We start from the raw sequence: 21,898 nt of genomic DNA on the forward strand, positions 1-21,898 counted from the left end.
ACCGAGCACTCGGCGTCGACTCGCCCATCGAGATCCATGGACGAGGAGAACTCCATGTCGCTCACCGAGCGAGAACGACACGACGCCTACGAAGCGCTCCAAACGGCCTTCGGTGACAGCACGGACAGCGTGATCCGATTGATTCGCACCGACCACGAGAACCTGGTGACGAAGGACGACCTCACGCTGACGACGTCCGTCCTGCGGACCGAGATCGCCGACCTCCGTACCGAACTCAAGACCGAGATGGCCGACCTCCGTACCGAACTCAAGACCGAGATGGCCGACCTCCGCACCGAGATGGCAGGTCTCCGGGTGCAGTTCTCCAACGACATCAACGCTGCCTTCGCCGTGCAGACCCGCACGATGACGATCGGCCTGGTCGCGTCGGTGATCCTCATCGCCCTGACGAACACGCTGACGGTTCTGCTCGGCTGACACAGCGCGGAGCACCTCAGCCCGCGCCAGGTCCGGCAGTACGATCGGCTGCGCCCATGACCACTTCCCTCGGCACCTTTCGAGCCCTCGACCACCCGTTCTCGATCGAGCTCGACGGCACGTCGCCGGTCGACCTCAGCGACGTGTTCGGTGCGCTGGCGGCAGAGGTCGAGCCCACCACGACCTACCGGTTCGTCTTTCCGGACCCAGCGTCGGACGATGGCGAGCTGTTCCGCAACGACGATCTCATCGCGAGCGGGCGGGCTCGGGTGCTGTTGCAGATCCTCATCACCCGCCTCGGACAGGCCATCGCCCAGTCCGACCCGGGCGGCTCGGTGCACGCGACGACGCTGCGAGTCGGCGGCGGGACCGCTCTCGTCGTCGGCGCCAGCGGCCGTGGCAAGTCGACGCTGTCGGCGCGGCTGCTCCTCGACGGCGCATCGTTGGTGGCCGAGGACATCAGCGTGATCGACCACGACACCCTGTCCGTGCGCACCTACCACCGCCCGCTCGGCCTGACCGAGGCGAGCTTCGTCGCGTTGGGCATCGCGATCCCACCCGCTGCGGGCGAACCGTGCGGTTGTGGAGGGAAGGTGCTGACCACCGCCGGTCACCTCGGAACCACGCTCGCACCCCCGTCGCAGCCAAACGTCGTCGCGCTCGTCGACCGGAGCGCCGACGTACTCCGCCCCCTCTCGCCGGCCACCGCGCTGACGCGGATCCTCGAAGCCGGCGTCGCCCCGACTCCCGACCCCGGACGTGATCTCGACACCCTGATCCGTGTTCTTGCGGGGGCTCGCTGTGTCGAGATCGGGAGTGCCGACCTCGGCCAAGCCGCCCACTGGATCACGCAGATGGCAGCGGACCCGCGGCACGACCCCGTCCCCACGCTGGTCGAACAGCACGGACAGCGGTTCGACGTCTACGCCGGCAACGAGGCGGTCATCGTCGAAGCCGACCGCAGCCATCTCCTCAACTCGTCCGCTGCCGCGGTCTGGCTCCTCAACACCGAGGGCCTCGATCCCGACGCCATCGCCGAAGAACTGCACACCGACCGGTCGATGGTCGACGCTGCGATGGCCGAGTTCGCCGGACTCCTGTGACTCGGCTCCTGCACGTCGCGACCACCGACATCAGCCTCGACCTGTTGATCGGCCCGCAGCTCCGAGCGTTCGGCGAGGCCGGCTACGAGGTCCACACCGCCTCGGGTGACGGCGGGCATGCCGACGCTGTCCGGGCCGCTGGCCACACCCACCACGTGCTCGACCACGCGACCCGCGCGTTCTCCCTCACCGACGACGTCGCTGCGCTGTCCGAGTTGTACCGGCTGTTCCGCAGGCTGCAGCCCGACATCGTCCACACCCACAATCCGAAGCCGGGGATCTACGGACGGCTCGCAGCCAAGGCCGCTCGGGTGCCGTTGATCGTCAACACACAACACGGGCTCTACGCACAGCCGACCGATCGGGCGGCCCGGCGATGGCCCGTCTACCTGCTGGAGCGCCTGGCTGCCACCTGCAGCGACGTGGAACTGGTGCAGAGCGGCGAGGATGTCGAGACGCTGCGCCGATTGCGCGTACCGGGCCAGAAGCTCGTCCGACTCGGCAACGGGATCGATCTCGCTCGCTTCCAGCCTCCGTCCGATGACGAACGACGGGCTGTCCGTGCCGAGCTCGGCATCGCCGACGACGACGTGGTCTGCGGCGCCGTGGGTCGTCTGGTCTGGGAGAAGGGCTACGCCGAACTCTTCGAGGCGGCCGCTGCGCTCCTCCCCCGGTTGGGCAACCTGCGTATGGTCGTCATCGGCCCGTTCGACGACGACAAGGGTGACCCGCTCACGAGCGACGACGTCGACGCAGCCGAACGGGCCGGGGTGCGCTTCCTCGGGATGCGGGACGACGTCGAACGGCTGTACCGGGCACTCGACGTCTACGTCCTCGCATCGCACCGTGAAGGGTTCCCTCGGTCAGCGATGGAGGCCGCGGCCAGCGGGGTCCCCGTGATCGCCACCGACATCCGGGGCTGCCGCGAAGTGGTGGACCACGAGGTCACCGGCCTGCTCGTCCCCGTCCGCGATCCGAGCGCGCTCGCCGCAGCCATCGAACGCCTCGTTCTCGACGCCGACGAACGCCGAGCGATGGGAGCAGCGGCGATCGAGCGGGCTGCCGTGCACTTCGACCAGCAGACGGTCATCGACCGAACCTTGTCGGCCTACCGAGGCCATTCGAACTCGACGTCCCAGCCGTCGGCCCCCGACGCCTGACACGTTGAGTTTCTCTGGTCACCGCTCAGCGCCGGACGACCAGACCGAGCGCCGCAGCCCCCGCCCCCACGGCAACCACGCGGGTCCATGTCGCATCGGGGGCGACGGCGACCCATCGGGCGGCTACGAGCGAGACCGACCAGGCGCCGACCACCACCCACGGCCACGCTGCGAGCGAGAACCGTGGCGCGGGGACGAGCGGTCGGAGCGCGACGGCCACCAGCGGCGAGAGACACAGCAGCCCGCCGACGAACGACCAACCGGTGTCCACAGACCCGATGACGACCGTCCAGGCGAGCGCGAGTCCGAGTCCCCATCCGACTCCGGCATCCCGATGGCGTCCGACAGCGAGCAGACCGACGATCACGCCGACGACGATGAGGACAGGGTCGTTCTCCGGGACGCCGAGCCACACGCCAGCGGCAGCACCCACGAGTACGAGAACCGCTGCGGGTCGCGATCGGCCCGTCCGTAACGTCTCGAGACCCCGACCAGCCAGAAGTCCGACGACGCCAGCGAAGGCCACCCGGACACCGGTCGGGTCGGCCCAATCCAATCGTCCCCCGGCGAAGAACGCGAGAACTGGAGCGGCGATTCCGAGCAGCACACCCGAGCGCCAGCGAAGCGCGCGGAGGGCCCATGCGGCCACGGATCCGGAGCCGACGCCAATCAGGAGCAGTCGGACATTCTCCTCGGAGAGGGTATTCAGCACGTTCGCCACCATTGCAGAGGAGGATTCGCAAGTTGCGTATCGCTCTCCCGTATGTTCGCCGGACTGGCCCAATCCAGGCCAGTTGACAGACAACTCCAGCGACACGATCGAGACCCCGGTGACACAGAACGACTCCACACTCTCCCGGCGCGCGATCCTCCGAGGCCTTGCGGTCGGCGGGGCCGCGACCTTGGCCGTACCGACCGTGCTCAGCCGACCGGTCGGTGCGCAGACCCTCGGAAGCGAGTGCCTCCCCGGCGTCCTCGACTGGGACGACTACGACGCCGGCACGGCCTTCACAAACGCCGTGATCGAGGGGACGACGGTCAGCATCTCGAGCCAGATCCTCGGGTCCACCAGCGTGCTCTCGGACAACCTCACCATCCAGAACGGCCCACATGGTGGCGTGAACCAGCGCTTCCTCAAGCTCAACCAACTCCCGTCGCAGTCGTCGTTCAACAACGGGCAGGTCATCACCATCGCGTTCTCGCCCCAGGTGACCAACGTGCAGTTCACCCTCACCGACATCGACAACGTCTTCAACGGTTGGGGCGACCGGGTGTTGATCAACCAGGCTGGCTTCGTCGCCACGACCCCGGTCGGGAGCACGGTCATCGGCACCGGGCAGGTGCTGGCGAACCTCGTACGCGATCCGTTCCGCAACTCGGTCCTCAACTCCAACTACAACGACAGTTCGCCCGGCGGCAACGTCACGCTCACGTTCGCCGGCCCGATCAACTCGCTCAGCTTCCGCTACTACAACCAGTCCAACACGGGTGGGGGTAACCAGCGGATCGGCATCAGCGACATCACCTTCGACCCATGCCCCCCGGCCGCTGGTCTCGCTTCTGCGCTCTCTCCGGCACTCCAGCGGTCCACGTTGCCCAGCGAGGGCGAGGCTCCGGCCTCCGAGGGTGTCGGCACCGGTGAGGAACCCGTGCAGTCGACGCCGATCCCCGGCTACGAACCCTCCGACTGAACCACCGCTGATACGCCCGTCGGATCAGCGCGGCCGAATTCGACGGAACTGGTCGGTCCACGAGCGGCCGCGGTCTGCCCGGTTGGCAGCCGAGGGGAACGCCATGGCGACCATGAAGCGGAGCCTGTCGCTGCGGCCAGGAATGTGTCGGATGCTGGCGATGGCAAGATTTCGGTTGCTGCGGTTGTCTCTCGCGTAGACCGAGGCGATGCGCAGTTCCTCGGCCGTCGGCTCGAGCGTCCTCGACCAGGTCACGAACGGATGCGCAGGCAGAGAAAGGCGTCGGGCCACCGCTTCGCCAGCGGCCACCACCATCGGCCGCACATGCCATCGTTCCGCGATTCCGGCGGCGAGAACGTCGTCCGTACCTTCGTAGCTCTCGACGATGTCGCGCAGCGTGGCAAGCCGGCTCGCTCCAGCGATCGTGGCGTGGAGGCAACAGTGGATCAGGGTCGCTTCGGCCGAGAGCGTCGACAGCTGCAGGTCTTCGACGGAGAACAGTCGTGGTCGGTCGAACAGGTCCGCCGCAGGGATGAGAAACGTGTGCGGTCCGAGAACGAGCGCCCGGTGGAGGTCGATCTCGGGACCGAGCGACGATCGCAGCGTGACCGACTTGGCGAAGCGGCGGTCATGCCCAGCGCGCAGCTCCGAAACGGGTCGAATCGCCCCGTCCTCGAGACACAACGCGATGACCTCGTCGAACCGGTCGGACGGCACTAGCACGTCAGCATCGACCCAGCGCCTGGCCTCACCGATGGTCCAGCTCAGCTCTGCCAACGCGCTTCCCTTCAAGACGCGGAAGTCGATCGAGCGCTCCTGGAGTTCGCGTCCGAGGTCGATCAACACGTCTTCGGCACGAAGCGTGTGCGCACTCCAGAGTGCGTCGAGATCGACGAGCCTCTCGGCTGACTCGTCGTCGAGTCGGAGCGTCCCATCGCTGAGCAAGGACCGCGCAAGTCCGGTGAGGCGTTCTCGTTCCAACGCTCGGCTCACTGATGGCCACTCACCGCCAGGGACATCGATCGGACCCTCGGGCGATCCCGGCAGCCCGCGAGTGGCGATCGCTCGGAGTATCCGCTCGATCACCTGCGTCGCGCCGGGACGCCGACGACGATCGATCGTGGCTCGACGTCGGTGGTCACCACTGCCCCTGCGCCCACCGTCGCCCACTCGTGAACAGCCAACCCCTGGAGCACCTGGGCCCCGGACCCGACGAGGACACCCTCGCCGAGGCTCACGGCTCCACCGATGTTCGCGCCGGGCAAGACGGTGACGTACGGCGAAGCAACGACGTCGTGCCCCAGAGTCGCGCCGTAGTTCACATGACCGCCTTCGCCGAGCTCGACGTCACAAGACACGAAGGACGTGGCGAGGATGATCGAGCCTCGACCGACAGCGCTCCTTCGTCCGACGACCGCACGAGGGTCGATGACGGAGACGGGCGTCCAACCCGAGTCGCTCAGCGATCTGTGGATTCTCGACCGACTGACCGTGTCCGAGATCGCGACGACGAACGACCCGACGTCGACCTCGTCGTGACGACGCACCGGGAGTCCACACACATCGTCACGTCGTCCGTCGTCCAGGAATCCCTCGACATCGATTCCCGCGGCGACAGCAGCGTCGAGCGTCTCGCGACCGAATCCACCTGCTCCGTAGATCCACATCAGACCTTCGCCTCGAGGAAGTGCTCGATCGCGTCGAGCACACGCTCGAAGTCGGAATCGGTCATGCCACTCCCGCTGGGGAGACAGATTCCCCGAGCGAAGAGACGATCGGCGACACCGGTCAGCCTGGTCGCCGCACCGGCGAACGACGTCTGTTGATGCATCGGCTTCCACGTCGGCCGCGACTCGATGTCTTCTGACTCGAGGTGGAGTCGCAGTTGCTCACGATCGAACTTCGCCACAGACGGCACGATCAGTGCACACGTGAGCCATCGGTTGCAGAATCCGCCGTCGATCTCCGGCTGCATCGTGATCCCGTCGACGTTGCCGAGAATCGCGGCGTACCGGTCGAAGAATCCGCGCCTCCGGTCGATGCGTTCCGAGATCGCCTCGAGCTGGCCGCGACCGAACGCCGCCAGCAGATTGGAGAGTCGGTAGTTGAAGCCCACCTCGTGGTGTTCGTAGTGCGGAGCGGGCTCCTTGGCCTGGGTCGACAAGAAGCGAACGCGCTCGATCAGCGCTTCGTCCGCTCCGACCAGCATCCCACCTCCCGACGTGGTGATCAGCTTGTTGCCGTTGAAGGACAACGCGGCGACCCGGCCGAACGAACCAGCCGGTCGGCCATCCAACGACGAGCCCAGCGACTCGGCTGCATCCTCGATGAGGGGAACGCCGTACTCCTCACAGATGGGACCGATCCGGCGATAGTCAGCAGGCTGGCCGTAGAGGTCGACCGAGATCACTGCCGCCGGCAGACGACCGGTGGCGGCGCGATCAGCGAACTCGGCAGCGAGGAGGTCGGGGTCCAGATTCCAGCTCGACTCGTCGGAATCGAGGAACACGGGTCTGGCGCCGACATAGGTCACTGCGTTGGCCGACGCAGCGAACGTGAACGTCGACACGACGACGTCGTCGCCGGCCTCGACGCCGAGCGCATGCAGCGCGAGATGGAGCGCCGCCGTCCCGCTCGCGAGTCCCACGGCGTGGCCGACGCCCGCGACCGCTGCGACCTCAGCCTCGAATGCGTCGAGGTCTGGGCCGGCAGGCGCAGCCCACCCTGACTCCACCGCTGCGAGGATCCGATCCTTCTCCGGCTGGCGCACATCAGGCGCTGAGAGGTGGATGCGCGACATCAGTCCGAGTCTCACACAGTCACGAGTCGTCGCCGGTCGACCGAGGCGGCAGCTCGTGCATCGTTGCTTCCCCCTGTGCGCTCACGCCATCGCGTCGGGCGACCACTGTCACGGTTCGCCACAAGATCTGCAGATCGAGCCACAACGAGCGATTGTCGACGTACCAGACGTCCATGGCGAGGCGTTCGTTCCAATCCACCGTGTTCCTACCGTTCACCTGCGCCCAACCGGTGATGCCGGGCTTCACCTCGTGCCGCCGTGCCTGCTCGGGCGTGTATCGGTCGAGGTAGGAGACCGGCAGCGGCCGCGGCCCGATCACGCTCATCGCTCCCCCCACGACCAACCACAGCTCAGGCAGCTCGTCGAGGCTCGTCGAGCGGAGCCAACGCCCGAACGGTGTGATGCGGTCCGCATCGGACAGGAGTTCGCCGGTCACCGATCGATCGTCGTTCATGGAGCGGAACTTCACGAGCTCGAACGGGCGGCCGGCGAGGCCCGCTCGCTGCTGTCGGAACAGGACAGGACTTCCGAGACGGATCCGAACGAGGACCGCCACGACCACGAACACTGGGAGGAGCATGATCGACCCCACAACGGCGAGCACGAGGTCGATGCCACGCTTCAGGAGCACTGTCGACCCGCCATCAGAAGAGCTCGAGGTCGCCGAGTGACAACCGCACGTCGTCGAGACCTGGCACTCCCGCTCGAGCGAGGGGACGCCAGGTCACGATCGGCCCCTGGCGCGGCAACGGGATCAGTCCGTTTCGTGCCGTCAGACCGACCGCGACGGCGTAGTCCCCGACCGCACGCACGATGCGCCGCAGCGCCATCGGGTCGCGACGTTCGGACAACCACTCGCAGATCGCCACCTCGCGGAGCGGGCCTCGGCGACGCACCCGGAAGATGCAGATCCCTCCTCGAATCGACACCGCCCGATAGTGGAGCGGCGCGAGCCCATAGCGCCACAGGAGGAACTGCCTGGCTTCCTGCTCGCTCGAACCAAACCTCGAGAGCGGCACGTCGGCATCGATCGCCTCGTGGATCGGAATGCCGAGATCGACGGGAATCGACCACTTCTCCGCGGGAACCCTCGCCCGAACCAACCGCGCCAGGGTCACAGGGCCGGACGGCTGCACCATCAGGGTCGGCCGACCGACGATCGACCAGCCCATCTTGAGGTAGCCGGGACGACTCTGTTCGTTCGGCGTGTTGAACACCGCGTCGACACCGGCCGCAGCGAGCTCGTCGACTGCGGTCATAGTGAGGCGGCGGAACAAGCCGCGGCCCTGGTACTCCGGGTCCGTCGCGGTGTCCACCGCCCGGACGACGTCCAACGGCTCGCCGTCGACGTCGAGTCGCCACTTCATGAGGGTGCGGAACGCGACGAGTCGATCTCCGTCGAATGCACCCCAGCTCGGCGAGTCCCCGAAGGGGCTCTCGAAGTGCTTCCACTCGAAGAACGCCCGGTCGCGATCATCTCCGGCCCATCCGAGCGACCGAGCTGCGAGACCGACGATGTCGGTGGTGTCGTCGCGGCCCATTCGACGGACCTCGATCTCGCTCACTCCGTCGCCGAGCGATATCGCCAACGGTTGACCAGGACACGCAAGTCGTCCTCGATGGCCATGCCGCCGGCGGCCTTCCGCTCGAACCAGCGCATGCCGTCAGTGGACTGGACGGGAGAACGGGTCAAGCGATGCAGATCGGACCTCCCGAACGGATTCGCTCGGGTCCTCGCCACCGCTGCGGTCTGGAACCGACGACGGACCAGCGGCTCGACGTCTGGCGATGCGAGCAAGGCCTTGGGATAGGCGAAGTGGTGAGCCTCGACACCCAACCGTTCGCCGATCAGGTCGATCGATCGATCCAACTCGCGCTCCGCCGCCGCGGGCGGGACCCGATCGAGCAGGACGTGGGTATCGGTGTGTGAACCGATCTCGACGAGCCCGGTGGAGACAGCGTCCGCAGCTGCCGCCCAACTCATCGGTCGACCCTCGTCCGGAAAGTCGATCTGCGACTCGAGGTGGTCCGTGGCCAGGTACATCGTTGCGGGGATGCCGTGTTCGACCAGTACGGGAAGCGCCTCTTCGACGAAGTCGACCGTGCCGTCGTCGAACGTGATGACGATCGGAGGAGGGCCCGCCGGTGGTTCTGGCTCGACGAGCAGTTGGGCGGCCTCCTCCATGGTCACGACGCGGTACGAAGCGGCCAGGAAGGCCATCTGCTCCTCGAACAACGCACGCGGCAGGTCGACCGACACCGGTGTCCGGGCCCCGACCCGGTGATAGATGAGAACCGGGAGCCCCTCGGTTCGTCGCGCGACATCGGCCATCGCGGCAGCCGACTTCACGAGACTCTTGACCGCTGAGCGCACCATCCGATCATGCCCCACCGACGGGGCCGAGAAGCGCGAGGAGCTCTCCGACGACGACGTCGCCCTCACCTCGGGTGCCCGCGACGGCAACAGCGGTGCGAGCCAGTGCGAGAGCTGCGTCGAGCGACGCATCCGGACGAGTGCGGGCACAGACCGTGTTCGCGAGGACTCCGAGCACCGCACCGGAGGCGGCGATGGGAGACCATGACGGATCGCTGTCGGGCTCGTACGCCAGCAAGGCGATCGCCGCCACGCCGACCGGAGCATGCTCCACCGTGACGTCGTGACGCTCGAGGCCCGCCGTCCCCGCTCGGATCCGTACGGGGCGTCGCCACCCCCGCACCAACCCCGTGGACGGGTCGACGAGAGCGAACTCGTCGGACAACACGTCCGCGCCCGCACGATGAGCGGCCATGCAGAGCGAACTCTTGCCCGCTCGCGACGGGCCGGGCAGGAGCAACGCCCGGTCTCCGATGCGGACGAGTCCAGCGTGAACGGCGACCGCCGACGCGATGTGCGTCGCGGCGAACAGCGCCAGGTCCGACTCGATCCGATCCCAGCCTCCGGGTGTCACGACACCTCCGACCAGCGCCTCGAACCCAGTCGCTGCGCTCGGCGTCGTGACGACGAGGCTCGACTCGCAGCGAGGCTCGCGCACGACTTCGAGCCCGAGGGGCGGCCAGTGGCGATCGAGCCTCGCCATGTCGTCTGCGGCGACCTCGACCATGACCGTGGCGCCGTCTTCCGCACGTCCGTAGAGGACGCTCACGAGGATCGGCCGCCGGGTGGCATCGCGCCGACGATATCGGCGCCTCTCCATGGCGGGCGCGACCAGCGCAAGAGCCCGGTGGCCTACGCGAGAACCGATCGGCAGTGCGCTACCATCACGACGTTGTCAGACGACTAAGCGGGCGGCAGGAGCTTCGGTCCAATGCGGTACCAAGTACGGAACGGCCTACGCGTCGAGAAGATCGATGGCGACGCCGTGGTCCTCGACGCAGGCAACGAGGGCGTTCACCGCGTCTCCGGACCTGCCGCAGAAGCGCTCCACCTCGCCATCGAAGGCGTCGACCATCGATCGCTCCCAACAGAGCTGCGCGGACACATGGATGATCTCGTCGAGCGCGGGATCGTCGAGCGCGACGGCTGGAGCCGTCGCAAGATGCTCGCCGCCAGCGGTGTCGGCGTCGGCGTCGGCCTGACCTACCTCAGCCTCCCGAGCCCGGCTGCGGCGCAGACCGCTCCGCTTCTGCCACCCGGTCCGCCGACGTTTGGTGTCATCACGCCGACTGCGACGTCGGTCACGGTCAACTACGTGGGGCCGACCACCGGTGGCACACCCGCCTCCTACGAGTACCGGCTCAACCTGACGGGCAGCTGGGTCAACATCAATCTCGACAACCCGTTCGTGATCAACGGCCTCACCGCGGCGACCCTCTACACCCTCGAACTCCGTGGCGTGAACACCGCAGGAGTCGGCGTGCAGGCCGTCACGACGTTCACGACCGACGCTGCGCCCGCCGCCCCGAGCGCTCCGACGATCACCGCCGTAGCGACCGGCCCCACGAGCGCGTCGGTGAGCTTCACTCCCCCGGCCAGCAACGGCGGGTCGGCGATCACGAACTACCAGTACTCCACCGACGACGGCGCATCGTGGACGACACGGAGTCCCGTCAGCACGGCGAGCCCGCTCGCGATCCCCGCCCTCACCGGCGCCAGCTACGTGATCCGGATCCGAGCTGTCAACGGGTCGGGCGGCGGAACCGCCTCGAACGGCTACACCCTCACCAGGACCACGTTCAGCAACACGACAGGAAATTCGTCCTCGAACTTCGTCGTGCCGACAGGCGTGACCTCGGTCGAGGTGGCAGCAATCGGCGGTGCCGGTGGCACCGGCGGTGCAGGCACCGGTGCTGGCGTCGGCGGTACGCACGGTCAGCCAGGCAGCCTCACGACCACAGTCGGCACGACTCCCGGCGAGACGCTCGCCGCAACTGTCGGCTCCGGCGGCTCGCCCGGCGGAACCGCTTCGAGTGGCACCGCCGCCGCCGGCGCTGGCGGGGCAAACCCGCTGGTCGGCTATGACGGTGGCAATGGCGGCACCGGTGACGTCGGCAACGGTGGCGGAGCAGCCCCGACTGGTGGCGGCGGCGGCGGCGGCGGCGCATCGGTCCTTCGACGTACTCCATCGACCGATCTGGTTGTCGCAGGAGGCGGCGCTGGTGGCGGCGGAGCGCGCAACACCACAGCCGGAGGAGCAGCGAACGCGACGACCTCGGCGATCGCAGGCACGGATGGCGGCACACCCGGACCCACAGCCAACAGGGCTGGGGGCGGTGGCGGAGGCGGTGCTGGTTCCACAGGTAGCGCGGCAGGGACCTCGAGTACCCCCAATCCAGGCACCGGTGGGTTCCGCGGCGTCAGCAACCCCACGACAGCAGCAGCGTCGGGTCGCACTGCCGGCCAGGCCGGCTCGCTGACGATCAACTACCTCCTGCCCACTGCGGGCCCGGCCTAGATTCGGCCCCGACCCTCGTCGGGGCCACCGAAGCCAGGACACCACGCGCCGTGTCGCCGTCTCCGTCGACCGAACGCCGGATCAAGGTGCTCTGGCTCACCAAGGGACTGGGCCCGGGCGGGGCCGAGCGTCTTCTGCTCTCGTTCGCGTCGCTCGCCGATCACGAGCGGTTCGAGTTCCACGCCGCGTACCTGTTGCCGTGGAAGGACCATCTGGTCGCGGAACTCGAGTCGGCCGGCGTGCACGTCCACTGTCTCGACTCGTCCAAGGCGTACGACCCCCGTTGGACGGCCAGGCTGCGCCGGTTCGTACGCGAGCACGAGATCGACGTGGTCCACAACCACTCGCCGCTCGTGGCCACCCAGGCCCGTCTCGCACTGCGTGCACTCCCCCAGGCCCACCGGCCAGCACTCGTCGGCACCGAACACAACATGTGGTCGTCGCACAACCGCCTCACCCGTGGCGCCAACCGTGCAACGATCCGCCTCGAGGACCACACCTTCGCCGTATCCGATCAGGTCCGCGAGTCGATGTCCTCGTCAGCTCGTGCACGGACCGAGGTGCTCATCCACGGAGTCGGCGTCGATGCGATCGCCGAGCGGCGGTCAGAGCGGGACGAGGCGCGTGCTCGCCTCGGCCTGGGCGATGAGCTCGTGGTCGTGACCGTGGCCAACCTCCGGGCCAACAAGGACTATCCGACGATGCTCCGAGCAGCACGACGCCTCGTGGATGACGGCCTCGACGTCCGGTTCCTGAGCGTGGGCCAAGGTCCACTCGAAGGTGAGCTCGCTGCGCTGCGCGACGCGTTGGAGCTCGGCGACCGGTTCCGGTTCCTCGGCTACCAGGCCGACCCCATCGGCGTCCTGGCCGCCGGCGACGTGTTCTGCCTGTCGTCGAAGTACGAGGGCCTGCCGATCGCCCTCCTCGAAGCCATGGCAATGGGCCTGCCGAGTGTCGTGACCGATGTCGGCGGCGTGTCGCAGGTGATCACCGACCGCGTCGACGGGCTTCTCGTCGCATCAGGAGACGTAGACCACCTGGCGCGAGGCCTCAGCGCTCTGGTCGAGCACGGCGCACGCCAAGAGATGTCCCAGCGAGCGATGGCACGGAGCCAGGCGTTCGACATCTCCAACGCCGTGAACATGCAGCAGCACCGATACCGCGTGGTCGCGGGGAGTGTGACGCCGTGAAGGTTCTGCACGTGATCACCGACGATCGTCGGAGAGGAGCGCAAGTCTTCGCAACCGACCTTTCGCAGGCCATGGACGAACTCGACGTCGATTCCCGCGTGGTGGCTCTCGCGCCAGAAGCGGCGGGTCCCCCGCGACTCGAACGTTCGAACGCTCGGGATCAAGCGCCGGAGTCCAGCGACGTTCGCTGCTCTCCGGAGCGCTTCCTCCGACGCCGATGTCGTCGTTGCCCATGGATCGACCACCCTCCCCGTGAGTGCCCTGGCCTTGGCTGGGACCAGGCAGCGACTCGTGTATCGCCAGATCAGTGATCCCAACTTCTGGGCTCCACCCGGACGACGCCGGCTGCAGACTGCGGTGGCGCTGCGGACGACGGCTGCCGTCGTCGCCCTGGCGGACGAGGCTGCGGACCTCGTCGCTTCGGCGTTCCGCTATCCGCGCGCACGTGTCCACGTCGTCCCGAACGGCGTGCCCCGCGCGAGATTCGCACCCCCCGATGCCGGTCAGCGGGCCCACGCACGCAACGCGCAGGGACTTTCGGATGAGTTCTGCATCCTCTACCTCGGTGCGCTCGTACCCGAGAAGGGCATATCCGTCGCATTGGACTCCGTGGCGGGGATGGAGCGCGTCGTTCTGCTCGTCGCCGGAGACGGTCCCGATCGACAGCGGCTCGAAGCCGCCGCCGAGAAGTACCCCCCAGGCAGGGTGCGGTTCCTGGGCGCCGTCGACGACCCCGTCCCGCTCCTCCATGCCGCTGATGTCTGTGTGTTGCCATCGCTTGGTGGAGACAGCATGCCTGCGGCCCTCATCGAGGCGGCGATGTGCGGCGTGCCGTCGGTGGCCACACCCGTCGGTGCCATCGCGGACGTGGTGAAGGACGGTGAGACCGGTCTGATCGTGCCGATCGGCGACGCAAGCCGATTGAGCACAGCGATCGACAAGCTCCGGTCGGACCCCGCCTTCGCGTCCGGACTCGGGCTCGCCGCCAGCGTGCACGCTGCCAGCGAGTACGAGATCACCTCGGTCGCTCGACAGTGGATCTCGGTGTGCAACCGAACGCTCGACGAGCACGGGAAGGTGATCTGATGCGGGTCCTGTACTGCATCGACTCCCTGGCCATCGGTGGCGCAGAGCGCTCGCTGGTAGCGATGGCGCCCCACCTCGTGTCCGGCGGGATCGACCTCCATCTCGCGGTGCTCCGACGTACCGAACCGAACCTCGAACCGACGATGGCACGTTCGGGTGCCGTCGTGCATCACCTGGACCGAGCGACCTCCCGACGAGCGGCCATCGGGGAACTCCGCCACCTCGTCGCCTCGATCGACCCGGACCACGTCCACACCACGCTCGCAGAGGCCGACCTCATCGGCCGTGTGGCCGCCCGACTCTCCAGGACAACGGTGAGTTCCAGCCTCGTCAACGTCAGCTATGGAGCGGAGCACCGTGCATCGGTCCCCCACCAGTGGAGACTCCACGCGTTCCAGGCCGCGGACATCGTCACGGCCCGCTTGACGTCACGGCTGCACGCGGTGTCCGAATCGGTGAGACAGACCATGAGCACCCGCCTCCGCTACCCGCTCGATCAGATCGACGTGGTCCCCCGCGGGCGAGACTTCAGCCGGTATCCCTCGTGGTCTCCTGCCAGCAGATCGTCAGCTCGGCTCGCGCTCGGCGGGAACCCCGACGAGAGCTGGATCCTGGCCGTCTGCAGCCACGAACACCGCAAGGGACTCGACGTACTCATCGAGGCGTTCGCCGATGCAGCGCGATCGAAGCCCGATCTCCGGCTCGTCGTGTTGGGTCGCGACGGGAGTGCGACCGCACTGCTCAAGACTCTTGCCCGGGAGGCCGGGGTCGAAGACCGAGTGCGATGGATGGAGCCGGTCGATGACGTGGGAGCGGTGCTCGCTGCGTCCGACGTGTTCGCACTCCCGTCCCGGAGAGAAGGCTTCCCCGGGGCACTCCTCGAGGCGCTCGCCGTCGGATTGCCGGTCGTCGCCTCCGACATCGATCCGATCACGGAGATGATCGGCGCCGGCGGCCCGGGAATCCGCGTCGTCCCTGTCGACGACCGCCACGCTCTCGGGGCTGGCCTGCTGGCTGCGGTCGACGGTGCTCCTCCGGACCGCTCGATCGGCCAGCGCTATCGGGACACTTTCGGGCTCGCGACCGTGTCACGTGCGATGGCCGACTTCATGGAGCGCGCCGCAGGCGGCTGAGTGCCGTGCGAACCACCGGTCGACCGACTCTCACGAGGTTCCTCCACGATGGCTGCAGCCGCAGAGCCCGTGCCTGAGCGGAGATCGCTGCCCACAGGTGACCCTGTCGTTCTGCCCCGACGGAGATGATCGAGAAGTACGCGGCGAGATGCGCCGGATCCCGAGCGAGCCGGGACCGGTGTTCTTGGACCATCAGTGACGCTCCGAGGTAGCGACCCTCGTCATGTTCCTCGCGTCGGCCCCGATGATGGACCCGCATCAGCGGTCGATCGATGGTCGCGATCGAGGTGGTCGCCGCGGTGAGACGCAGCGCGAGGTCGGTGTTCTCACTGAATCGGAAGCGCTCGTCGAACCCGCCGACAGCGTCGAGCAGTGACCTCCTCACCGCATACGTACCAGCGAGGAAGAGCCCTGAGACATGGTTGTACACCGGCCCCAGTGAGCGTGGGAGCCGGACCTCGGTGTCGGTCTCGGATCGGATCTCTGCACCGCAACAGATCACGTCAGCGGCGGCGATTCCCGCAACGAGTCCAGCCGCCCACCCGTCGAGGACCTCATCGTCGCTGTCGAGAAACGAGACGAGCTCGGTTTCCGACGATCGGATCCCCAGGTTGCGCGCTGCACTGACACCGATCCACCGGTCCGATCGCACCAACTCCACGCGTTCCAAGACCTCGTTCGGGAGACTCTCGCTCACGGGACGATCCGAGCCGTCGTCGACGACGACAACGCGCGTCCGGTCATCGTCAGCCCATACCGAGGTGATGGCCCGAACGAGAGTGTCGACACGATTCCTGACCGGGATGATCACGCTGAGACCCATCAGGTGTCCGGTACGTCGCCGCTCGACTCGCCATGCGGCTCGACGGTTCGACCAAGGCGACCTGCCCAGCCATCCCTGGCTGCGCGTACGCCAGAACGGATCTGCGACACCGAACGACCCGGATCACTGGGGAAGCGTCTCAGCGGGCCACCGAACACCTGACGAGCGGTCACGGTTGCCGCCGCCCTGTTGGAGTAGCGGCGAGCGAGGTGGACCTGATTCCGGATGGAATAGAAACGGCGCCAGTCGAACGTCCCCGCCGGCTGTCGGTTCTGGCGATTGCGCTCGCGACCTGCCCTCGCTGCTCGGAGCTCACGCCATGCGTTGCCATCCGCGACGAGCTTCCAACCAGCATCGGAGACGCGAACGCCGAACTCGACCTCGGAACTCCCGAAGAACAGGTCTGCATCCATCGGCCCGGCGTCGCGTATCGCTGCCAACCGGAACAACGGGAAGTGGTTGGTGGCGAGATAATCGACCACTACCGGCCCGGTGAGTTCCTCGTCGGCGACGCGAATGAGGCGTGCCCGGCGTCGGTCGTATCGCGCTCCGACAAGCCCCACACCACCCACCTGGGGATCCTCGTCGACGAGCGATCCCGCATACACCAGCATCTCGGAGACATAGCTGTCTCGTGGAAGTGGACGGTCGTCGTCGAGTCGGAGGATCCAGGCGTCGCCAGCGCATTCGTCGAGCATGGCGTTCATCGCAAGCGCAGTGGCTCCCGCCGGCCCGAGGTTTTCTCCGGGCCGCACGACCTCGACCAACCCGTCCTCGCTCGGCAGCACCAATTCGACGGCTGAGGAATCGTTGTCAACGATGAGAAACCGATCGACTGGACGGTCCTGCGCGAGCACGGACTCGACGACAGTGACGACGCCGCTCGACCGTCGGAACGTCGGCAGCACCACCCACACCTCGGTCGAACGGCCCATCACCTCGGCGCTCCACGGCCACACATCGGAAGACCGCTAGAAAGCAGTGCCATGCGGCCGCTCCCCAGCTTCATCGTCATCGGCCCGATGAAGGGCGGGACGACATCGGTGTTCAACTGGCTTGCCTCGCATCCTGGCGTGAACGAACCGGACATGAAGGAACCCGACTTCTTCTCGACGAACTGGCAACGGGGTGAGGACTGGTACCGAGCGCTGTTCCCGGACGGTCGCAAGCATCTCATCACCGGCGAGGCCTCTCCCAGCTACTCAGACCCTCAGTATGCGACAGCAGCCGCCGAGCGCATGCGCTCCACGCTGCCAGAAGTACGCCTTGTGTTCATCGCCCGAACTCTCGAGGACCGCATCCGATCGCACTACCTCCACGAGGTTCGTCGTGGCCGCGAACGTCGGACGTTCGCCGATGCCGTCGGCGATCCCGCCGGTCCCTACCAACGCCTGAGCAGATACGGCGACGGCCTCGCGCCATACCTCGATGCGTTCGGGCCCGAGCAAGTGCTCATCGCGTCCTTCGATGAACTCGTCCACACCGGCGATGCGTGGCCGTCGTTGTTGCGCCACCTGGAACTCGACGAGTATCCATGGCCGGCGACACGACTCAATGCCGCCAGCGACGGGCTCCACCTCAGTCGAACAGGTGCGGCACTCTGGAATCGCGGCGTCCTCCAGCGGGCCAGCGTCGTACCGAAGCCAGTGCGTCGAGCGCTCCGCAGGGTTGTGTTCCGCGACCCGGAGGCAGAGCTTGTCCGCTCAGCCAACGACGCAGTCCCCCCGCCGGTTCGATCTGCTCTCGACGCTGCAGCCGATGCATTCGCGCGTGTGGCGCCGAACGGACCGGGGCTGTTCGCCGAGGTCGGTCGAACGACGAGCAACGCTGACGAGTGAGAGGTCATTCCGCGTCAGGAGCCAGGTTCATCACTCGGCGATCCCGGCGGGAGCGCAAGTTCGGCCACGTGCTCCAGGCCCATCCTGCGAAGCGCTCTCGTGGCGGATCGCTGTGAGAGCTCACGAGCGTCAGCCACCCTCGGGCGGAAGCGAGCGAAGCGCGCGGACCCCAGCCGAGGGATGTCGTTCAGCACGTTCGATCCGTGCAGGGTCTGGACCCACGTGGGCTCGAGCACCCGCTGCACTCTTCGTCCCGCACGAGCATCCACATGAGCGACGTCCATCGAGAAGACGTCCGAGATGCCACTCTCGCTGTGAGCGAAGTACGGGCCCTGGCGAGTCGCTGCGTACCGAACCTTCCAAGCTCGACCGTTCGCTGGATCGACGACAATGCCGGTGCTCAGGTCAAAGAAGTCGTGATGTGACCGACGCGAACGACCTGCGAGTCGAGCCAGTGAAACCGGCGACAAGACGTCATCGCTGTCGCATCGGACACCGAGGACAGTTCCATGCGCGGCGGGCCAGTCAAGATCACCGTCGGGCGTCAACCCGAACCTGCTACGAGTGCACACCACCCGAGCAAACGTGGACGCCACCGGGTCGCTTCGGACAAGGGCGGCGACCAGGTCCAGCCGCTCTGGGCACACGAACAGCACCACCACGATCGACTCATCAGGCATCGACGCGTAGGCCGGAAGCGACAGGGCCCGCCAAAGACTCCAACGCCACTCGATCCACTCCGCACTGGGCGGCGGTTTCTTCCAACCCTTGATAGCGAAGCGCGTGGACACGACAGCACGGTCGGGCGATACGTCCGTCGAACGGCCCTGGTCCAAGGTCACGGAGCGGGTTCGTCCTTGGAGGTGTCCACTAGTTTGCCCCCGACGAGACGACGCCGACAGTGGCCGACGTCGTTGTAGTGGTTGACGAGCGACGCGATCTCGTCCCGATCAACGCCATAGGCACCGATCGCCTCGGGATACGGGTGGCTATCAATGACCAAGCGGTCGATGGAAACCCCGCACAACGGCGGATCGAGCAGTCCGAGCTGGATCTTCCCTTCGCGCTGCAGGGTCGCGAACACGCTGGAGAGTGAGTTCTTCGTGTAGAGCGCCCCACCCCTTTGCCTGCGAGCCCCACGATGGCTGTTGGCGTGGTAAGACCGAGCCCGGGCGATGAAGATCCCGCCTGGATTCGACGTCGGAACCGTGATTCTCGGGCCCTCGGTCCCAAGAGACCACAGATCTCCCCAACGGCCACACGATGGGTCCATTGGCTCGCGGAGTCCAAGGACGTCGACGTGCTTGTTCGTCTCCATCGCTGCGACAGCAACATCCAGCCACCCCGGAGGCAGGAGGAAGTCATTGTCGGTCTTCACCATGTACGGCGCTGAGCGATGGCGCTCCCGTCTCGTGCCGACGCGGATGACCCGAGAGACGGTCGTCCCCCGAACCCGCCGCACGCTCGTTCGCGGCGTGTTGGTGGCGAACTCCTTGAGCACCGCGGACGTCGGCTCTTCGGACCAGTTGTCCAGCAACACACACCGGCGCACAAGCGACCAAGTCGAGTGTTCGCGCAGCGTCTCAAGTGCGATTCTCGTGAACTCCGGCCTGTTGTACACAGGCATGTAGAGATCAACGGAGCGCTCCATGGTCACGACTCGACGACGCCATGGACAAGCGATGGGCAATTGCTACGCACTGGGCGAGGCTAACGGGAGTTTCTGGCGCGTCGTGTGTTCGTCGACCGCCGATACGGCCATAGGCTCGCAGCATGCGAGTCTTCGTACTCACGACGGGCCGCGCGGGTTCCGTGACGTTCTCCGAAGCGTGTCGCCACGCCAGCAACTACAGCGTCGGCCACGAGACTCGCATCGGTGCCATCCGCGACAGACTCGAATATCCGGACAACCACATCGAGGTCGACAACCGGCTCGCCTGGTTTCTCGGGTCCTTGAGCAAGCGCTATCCGGATGCCTTCTATGTCCATCTGACTCGTGGAGACAAGGACGTCGTACGCAGTTACTCGCGGCGGCATCACGAACCCGACGCAGGACGACCGAGCATTCGAACCGCGATCGCCACGACACGACGAGTGCGTCGAATCCCGACGTCCATCGTCTCCGGATTCCTTCATGGCGTGTTGTTCCGAATGGAGCCGTGGACGCCCGAGGATCTGGAAGAGGGAAGCGCGCTGATGGTGCACACAATCAATGACAACATCTCCGAGTTCCTGCGCGACAAGCCCCACATCAACGTTGCGCTGGAGTCAGCAACTACGCACTTCAGCGAATTCTGGAGGCGCATCGGAGCGTCTGGGAATCTCGACCGGGCGCTCGCCGAGTTCTCGACTCGTCACAACGAGAGCCAGCCTTCGACCACGTCGTAGTGCATCGCCCAGCGCGAGCACACGGCCAGACGGATTGGAATTCCGTTCACCAAGGCAAGGCTCGGCCGAGAAACTCCTCGAGTTCGGCGTTGTACGGAGCGAAGTAGTCCTCGAGTCCGTGCACCTCTGTCGAACCGTAGCTCTGACGGTTTCGATGTGTTGGCAAGATCGGGTAACGAGAGACACCAATTCGGTCCGCCACGCTGTCGACGGCGGCCTGCGGGTCCGCGTAGATCTCCTCCGACACGAGAACGAGCAGTCGGCCCCAACCAACCGTGTCGACCCATCGCCTCAACTGACCCACATACTGCCCGCGGTGCAGATAGGCGTTGTGTCTGCTCGTGGGGGTCGACCAGATGGCCTCCAGCAGCGGACGGGTCTCCGATCCTCGGCCGTACTCATGGTGATACTGCGAGACGGCGCGATGCACTGGGTTCCGAAGCACCACAACGGCCTTCGCAGCGGGGAGCACCTGCTGAAACCGGCCGGGGGCATCGGGTTCGTAGAGCAACGATGGGGTCGACTCGAAGGCAAGACCCGATCGCCGAACCGAAAAGTGACTGCGATACCAACGGACCGGACGTTCGAAGTTGTCGTCGAAGTAGTGGACCTCCTTCCCGTTGCTCGGGTGAAGGTCGGGATGCTGGCCGAGCCAGTTGTGAAGCGAGGTCGTCCCACCTCGCTGCGTACCGATCACGACGAAGTCGGGCAGGCGCCGGATCGGCGATGTCAATCCGCGGGCGATCGCCACCCAACGCTTCGGAATCCGCCTTGGCCACGTAGTCGTCACAGCCGTCGGCCATTCACGCCGCCGTACTGGCGTGCAGCGTCCAATCGTTCGTAGTGCGTGGGGTCTCGCGACCCGATCTGATGCCACGGAGAGGCGCCAATGATCGCTAGCGGTGGCACTTCTCCGAACACGACGGTGCCAAGACCCACGATCGCTCCATCGCCGATAACCGAGCCGGGGGCGATACAGACATTCATGCCAATCCATACATTTCGCCCGATTGAAACCGGGTTTCGGGTACGGCTCTCGTCGTAGGGCAGTCGAGTACCCCCGTGGTCATGGCCAGATGTGTAGATGACAAGGTTCCGGCTGATGTGCGTGTTGTCGCCGATCGTGAGGCCTCCATCCGCATAGAAATACGCCCCGGCGCCGATATGGACGTTGTCGCCGATCCGAACAGCATGGCGCCCGATGAGAGTGATGTCTCCGTTGACCCGCACGTTCGAACCCAGCGCTGCACAGCCATCGACCTGACGGCGCCATGATTGTTGGCGGCGCGCCTTCCGCCACGAGCGATATCTACTGCGGGGATCTCTCACTAGAGGTGAACCATAGGTGGTGTCCCG

The 21,898-nt window shown here is 66.6% G+C and carries 23 protein-coding genes; 10 read left to right on the top strand and 13 right to left on the bottom strand.

Annotation, left to right across the window (positions count from 1 at the left end; all coding sequences use genetic code 11):
- Positions 1-54: 54 nt before the first annotated feature.
- The 3 genes from AB8619_RS09895 to AB8619_RS09905 are packed head-to-tail and all read left to right on the top strand — an operon-like array spanning position 55 to position 2,701.
- The gene (locus tag AB8619_RS09895) at positions 55-438 is read left to right on the top strand and encodes a hypothetical protein (RefSeq protein ID WP_436796297.1); all 384 of its coding nucleotides are present in this window, start codon (positions 55-57) and stop codon (positions 436-438) included.
- Positions 439-494: 56 nt separating this feature from the next.
- Positions 495-1,541, top strand: a complete 1,047-nt coding sequence (locus AB8619_RS09900; protein WP_436796298.1) for a hypothetical protein — start codon at positions 495-497, stop codon at positions 1,539-1,541.
- A complete protein-coding gene (locus tag AB8619_RS09905; protein WP_436796299.1) occupies positions 1,538-2,701 on the top strand; it encodes a glycosyltransferase family 4 protein in 1,164 nt (387 codons plus the stop codon). The genes AB8619_RS09900 and AB8619_RS09905 overlap by 4 nt, the downstream gene beginning before the upstream one ends.
- A gap of 25 nt (positions 2,702-2,726) precedes the next feature.
- Here AB8619_RS09905 and AB8619_RS09910 read toward each other — a convergent pair whose 3' ends face one another.
- Positions 2,727-3,134, bottom strand: coding sequence for a hypothetical protein (locus tag AB8619_RS09910; protein ID WP_436796300.1), 408 nt, complete (start codon positions 3,132-3,134; stop codon positions 2,727-2,729).
- A 397-nt stretch (positions 3,135-3,531) separates the two neighbouring features.
- Between AB8619_RS09910 and AB8619_RS09915 the strand changes: the two genes are divergently transcribed.
- Positions 3,532-4,392, top strand: coding sequence for a hypothetical protein (locus tag AB8619_RS09915; protein WP_436796301.1), 861 nt, complete (start codon positions 3,532-3,534; stop codon positions 4,390-4,392).
- Between the two features lie 24 nt (positions 4,393-4,416).
- Here the strand turns inward: AB8619_RS09915 and AB8619_RS09920 are convergent, their stop codons facing one another.
- Genes AB8619_RS09920 through AB8619_RS09950 form a run of 7 tightly spaced genes read right to left on the bottom strand, consistent with a single transcriptional unit; the run spans position 4,417 to position 10,335 of the window.
- The gene (locus AB8619_RS09920; protein WP_436796302.1) at positions 4,417-5,562 is read right to left on the bottom strand and encodes a nucleotidyltransferase family protein; all 1,146 of its coding nucleotides are present in this window, start codon (positions 5,560-5,562) and stop codon (positions 4,417-4,419) included.
- Positions 5,475-6,059, bottom strand: coding sequence for a NeuD/PglB/VioB family sugar acetyltransferase (locus AB8619_RS09925; RefSeq protein ID WP_436796303.1), 585 nt, complete (start codon positions 6,057-6,059; stop codon positions 5,475-5,477). The genes AB8619_RS09920 and AB8619_RS09925 overlap by 88 nt, the downstream gene beginning before the upstream one ends.
- A complete protein-coding gene (locus AB8619_RS09930) occupies positions 6,059-7,192 on the bottom strand; it encodes an aminotransferase class I/II-fold pyridoxal phosphate-dependent enzyme (RefSeq protein ID WP_436796304.1) in 1,134 nt (377 codons plus the stop codon). Before AB8619_RS09930 ends, AB8619_RS09925 begins: the two co-directional genes overlap by 1 nt.
- A 19-nt stretch (positions 7,193-7,211) precedes the next feature.
- Positions 7,212-7,817 (bottom strand): sugar transferase, encoded by a 606-nt coding sequence (locus AB8619_RS09935; protein ID WP_436796369.1) that lies wholly within the window; start codon positions 7,815-7,817, stop codon positions 7,212-7,214.
- Between the two features lie 19 nt (positions 7,818-7,836).
- On the bottom strand, positions 7,837-8,757 hold the full coding sequence (locus AB8619_RS09940; protein ID WP_436796305.1) for a GNAT family N-acetyltransferase: 921 nt from the start codon (positions 8,755-8,757) through the stop codon (positions 7,837-7,839).
- The gene (locus AB8619_RS09945; protein WP_436796306.1) at positions 8,754-9,569 is read right to left on the bottom strand and encodes a polysaccharide deacetylase family protein; all 816 of its coding nucleotides are present in this window, start codon (positions 9,567-9,569) and stop codon (positions 8,754-8,756) included. Before AB8619_RS09945 ends, AB8619_RS09940 begins: the two co-directional genes overlap by 4 nt.
- Positions 9,570-9,573: 4 nt before the next feature.
- Entirely contained in the window at positions 9,574-10,335 is a 762-nt protein-coding gene (locus AB8619_RS09950) for a hypothetical protein (RefSeq protein WP_436796307.1), read from the bottom strand.
- A 336-nt stretch (positions 10,336-10,671) separates the two neighbouring features.
- Here AB8619_RS09950 and AB8619_RS09955 point away from each other — a divergent pair, with 336 nt between their 5' ends.
- The 4 genes from AB8619_RS09955 to AB8619_RS09970 all read left to right on the top strand — a co-directional run bounded on the left by AB8619_RS09955 (position 10,672) and on the right by AB8619_RS09970 (position 15,493).
- A complete protein-coding gene (locus AB8619_RS09955) occupies positions 10,672-12,084 on the top strand; it encodes a fibronectin type III domain-containing protein (protein ID WP_436796308.1) in 1,413 nt (470 codons plus the stop codon).
- Between the two features lie 50 nt (positions 12,085-12,134).
- Positions 12,135-13,274, top strand: a complete 1,140-nt coding sequence (locus AB8619_RS09960; protein WP_436796309.1) for a glycosyltransferase — start codon at positions 12,135-12,137, stop codon at positions 13,272-13,274.
- A 159-nt stretch (positions 13,275-13,433) separates the two neighbouring features.
- Positions 13,434-14,360: a glycosyltransferase family 4 protein gene (locus tag AB8619_RS09965; protein ID WP_436796370.1), complete on the top strand. Its 927-nt coding sequence runs from the start codon at positions 13,434-13,436 to the stop codon at positions 14,358-14,360.
- Complete coding sequence (locus AB8619_RS09970) at positions 14,360-15,493, top strand: glycosyltransferase (RefSeq protein WP_436796310.1); 1,134 nt, start codon at positions 14,360-14,362, stop codon at positions 15,491-15,493. Before AB8619_RS09965 ends, AB8619_RS09970 begins: the two co-directional genes overlap by 1 nt.
- On the opposite strand, the gene AB8619_RS09975 is transcribed toward AB8619_RS09970, so the two are convergent.
- Both AB8619_RS09975 and AB8619_RS09980 read right to left on the bottom strand, forming a co-directional pair.
- Positions 15,468-16,316, bottom strand: coding sequence for a glycosyltransferase family 2 protein (locus AB8619_RS09975; RefSeq protein WP_436796311.1), 849 nt, complete (start codon positions 16,314-16,316; stop codon positions 15,468-15,470). The two genes, AB8619_RS09970 and AB8619_RS09975, sit on opposite strands and share 26 nt — an antisense overlap.
- Positions 16,316-17,251: a glycosyltransferase gene (locus AB8619_RS09980; RefSeq protein WP_436796312.1), complete on the bottom strand. Its 936-nt coding sequence runs from the start codon at positions 17,249-17,251 to the stop codon at positions 16,316-16,318. The genes AB8619_RS09975 and AB8619_RS09980 overlap by 1 nt, the downstream gene beginning before the upstream one ends.
- Before the next feature lie 51 nt (positions 17,252-17,302).
- On the opposite strand from AB8619_RS09980, the gene AB8619_RS09985 reads away from it, so the two are divergent.
- Positions 17,303-18,154 carry a hypothetical protein gene (locus AB8619_RS09985; RefSeq protein WP_436796313.1) on the top strand — a complete coding sequence of 284 codons (852 nt, stop codon included), beginning with the start codon at positions 17,303-17,305 and terminating at the stop codon, positions 18,152-18,154.
- Between the two features lie 838 nt (positions 18,155-18,992).
- Here AB8619_RS09985 and AB8619_RS09990 read toward each other — a convergent pair.
- A complete protein-coding gene (locus AB8619_RS09990) occupies positions 18,993-19,805 on the bottom strand; it encodes a glycosyltransferase (protein WP_436796314.1) in 813 nt (270 codons plus the stop codon).
- A gap of 122 nt (positions 19,806-19,927) precedes the next feature.
- Between AB8619_RS09990 and AB8619_RS09995 the strand changes: the two genes are divergently transcribed.
- Positions 19,928-20,542: a hypothetical protein gene (locus AB8619_RS09995; RefSeq protein WP_436796315.1), complete on the top strand. Its 615-nt coding sequence runs from the start codon at positions 19,928-19,930 to the stop codon at positions 20,540-20,542.
- A 46-nt stretch (positions 20,543-20,588) separates the two neighbouring features.
- Here AB8619_RS09995 and AB8619_RS10000 read toward each other — a convergent pair whose 3' ends face one another.
- Both AB8619_RS10000 and AB8619_RS10005 read right to left on the bottom strand, forming a co-directional pair.
- On the bottom strand, positions 20,589-21,293 hold the full coding sequence (locus tag AB8619_RS10000) for a sulfotransferase (protein WP_436796316.1): 705 nt from the start codon (positions 21,291-21,293) through the stop codon (positions 20,589-20,591).
- A gap of 35 nt (positions 21,294-21,328) precedes the next feature.
- Complete coding sequence (locus tag AB8619_RS10005; RefSeq protein ID WP_436796317.1) at positions 21,329-21,772, bottom strand: acyltransferase; 444 nt, start codon at positions 21,770-21,772, stop codon at positions 21,329-21,331.
- Between the last annotated feature and the right edge of the window lie 126 nt (positions 21,773-21,898).

The organism is Actinospongiicola halichondriae, assembly GCF_049103745.1.
Classification (GTDB): Bacteria; Actinomycetota; Acidimicrobiia; order Acidimicrobiales; family Salinilacustritrichaceae; genus Salinilacustrithrix; species Salinilacustrithrix halichondriae.

What these genes read in the sequence shown, in the direction of transcription:
- AB8619_RS09925 (WP_436796303.1), bottom strand. Translation starts at nt 6,059, where the DNA reads ATGTGGATCTACGGAGCAGGTGGATTCGGTCGCGAGACGCTCGACGCT.
- AB8619_RS09945 (WP_436796306.1), bottom strand. Translation starts at nt 9,569, where the DNA reads ATGGTGCGCTCAGCGGTCAAGAGTCTCGTGAAGTCGGCTGCCGCGATG.
- AB8619_RS09895 (WP_436796297.1), top strand. Translation starts at nt 55, where the DNA reads ATGTCGCTCACCGAGCGAGAACGACACGACGCCTACGAAGCGCTCCAA.
- AB8619_RS09980 (WP_436796312.1), bottom strand. Translation starts at nt 17,251, where the DNA reads ATGGGCCGTTCGACCGAGGTGTGGGTGGTGCTGCCGACGTTCCGACGG.
- AB8619_RS09990 (WP_436796314.1), bottom strand. Translation starts at nt 19,805, where the DNA reads ATGGAGCGCTCCGTTGATCTCTACATGCCTGTGTACAACAGGCCGGAG.
- AB8619_RS09975 (WP_436796311.1), bottom strand. Translation starts at nt 16,316, where the DNA reads ATGGGTCTCAGCGTGATCATCCCGGTCAGGAATCGTGTCGACACTCTC.
- AB8619_RS09930 (WP_436796304.1), bottom strand. Translation starts at nt 7,192, where the DNA reads ATGTCGCGCATCCACCTCTCAGCGCCTGATGTGCGCCAGCCGGAGAAG.
- AB8619_RS09955 (WP_436796308.1), top strand. Translation starts at nt 10,672, where the DNA reads ATGGATGATCTCGTCGAGCGCGGGATCGTCGAGCGCGACGGCTGGAGC.
- AB8619_RS09900 (WP_436796298.1), top strand. Translation starts at nt 495, where the DNA reads ATGACCACTTCCCTCGGCACCTTTCGAGCCCTCGACCACCCGTTCTCG.
- AB8619_RS09995 (WP_436796315.1), top strand. Translation starts at nt 19,928, where the DNA reads ATGCGAGTCTTCGTACTCACGACGGGCCGCGCGGGTTCCGTGACGTTC.
- AB8619_RS09985 (WP_436796313.1), top strand. Translation starts at nt 17,303, where the DNA reads ATGCGGCCGCTCCCCAGCTTCATCGTCATCGGCCCGATGAAGGGCGGG.
- AB8619_RS09970 (WP_436796310.1), top strand. Translation starts at nt 14,360, where the DNA reads ATGCGGGTCCTGTACTGCATCGACTCCCTGGCCATCGGTGGCGCAGAG.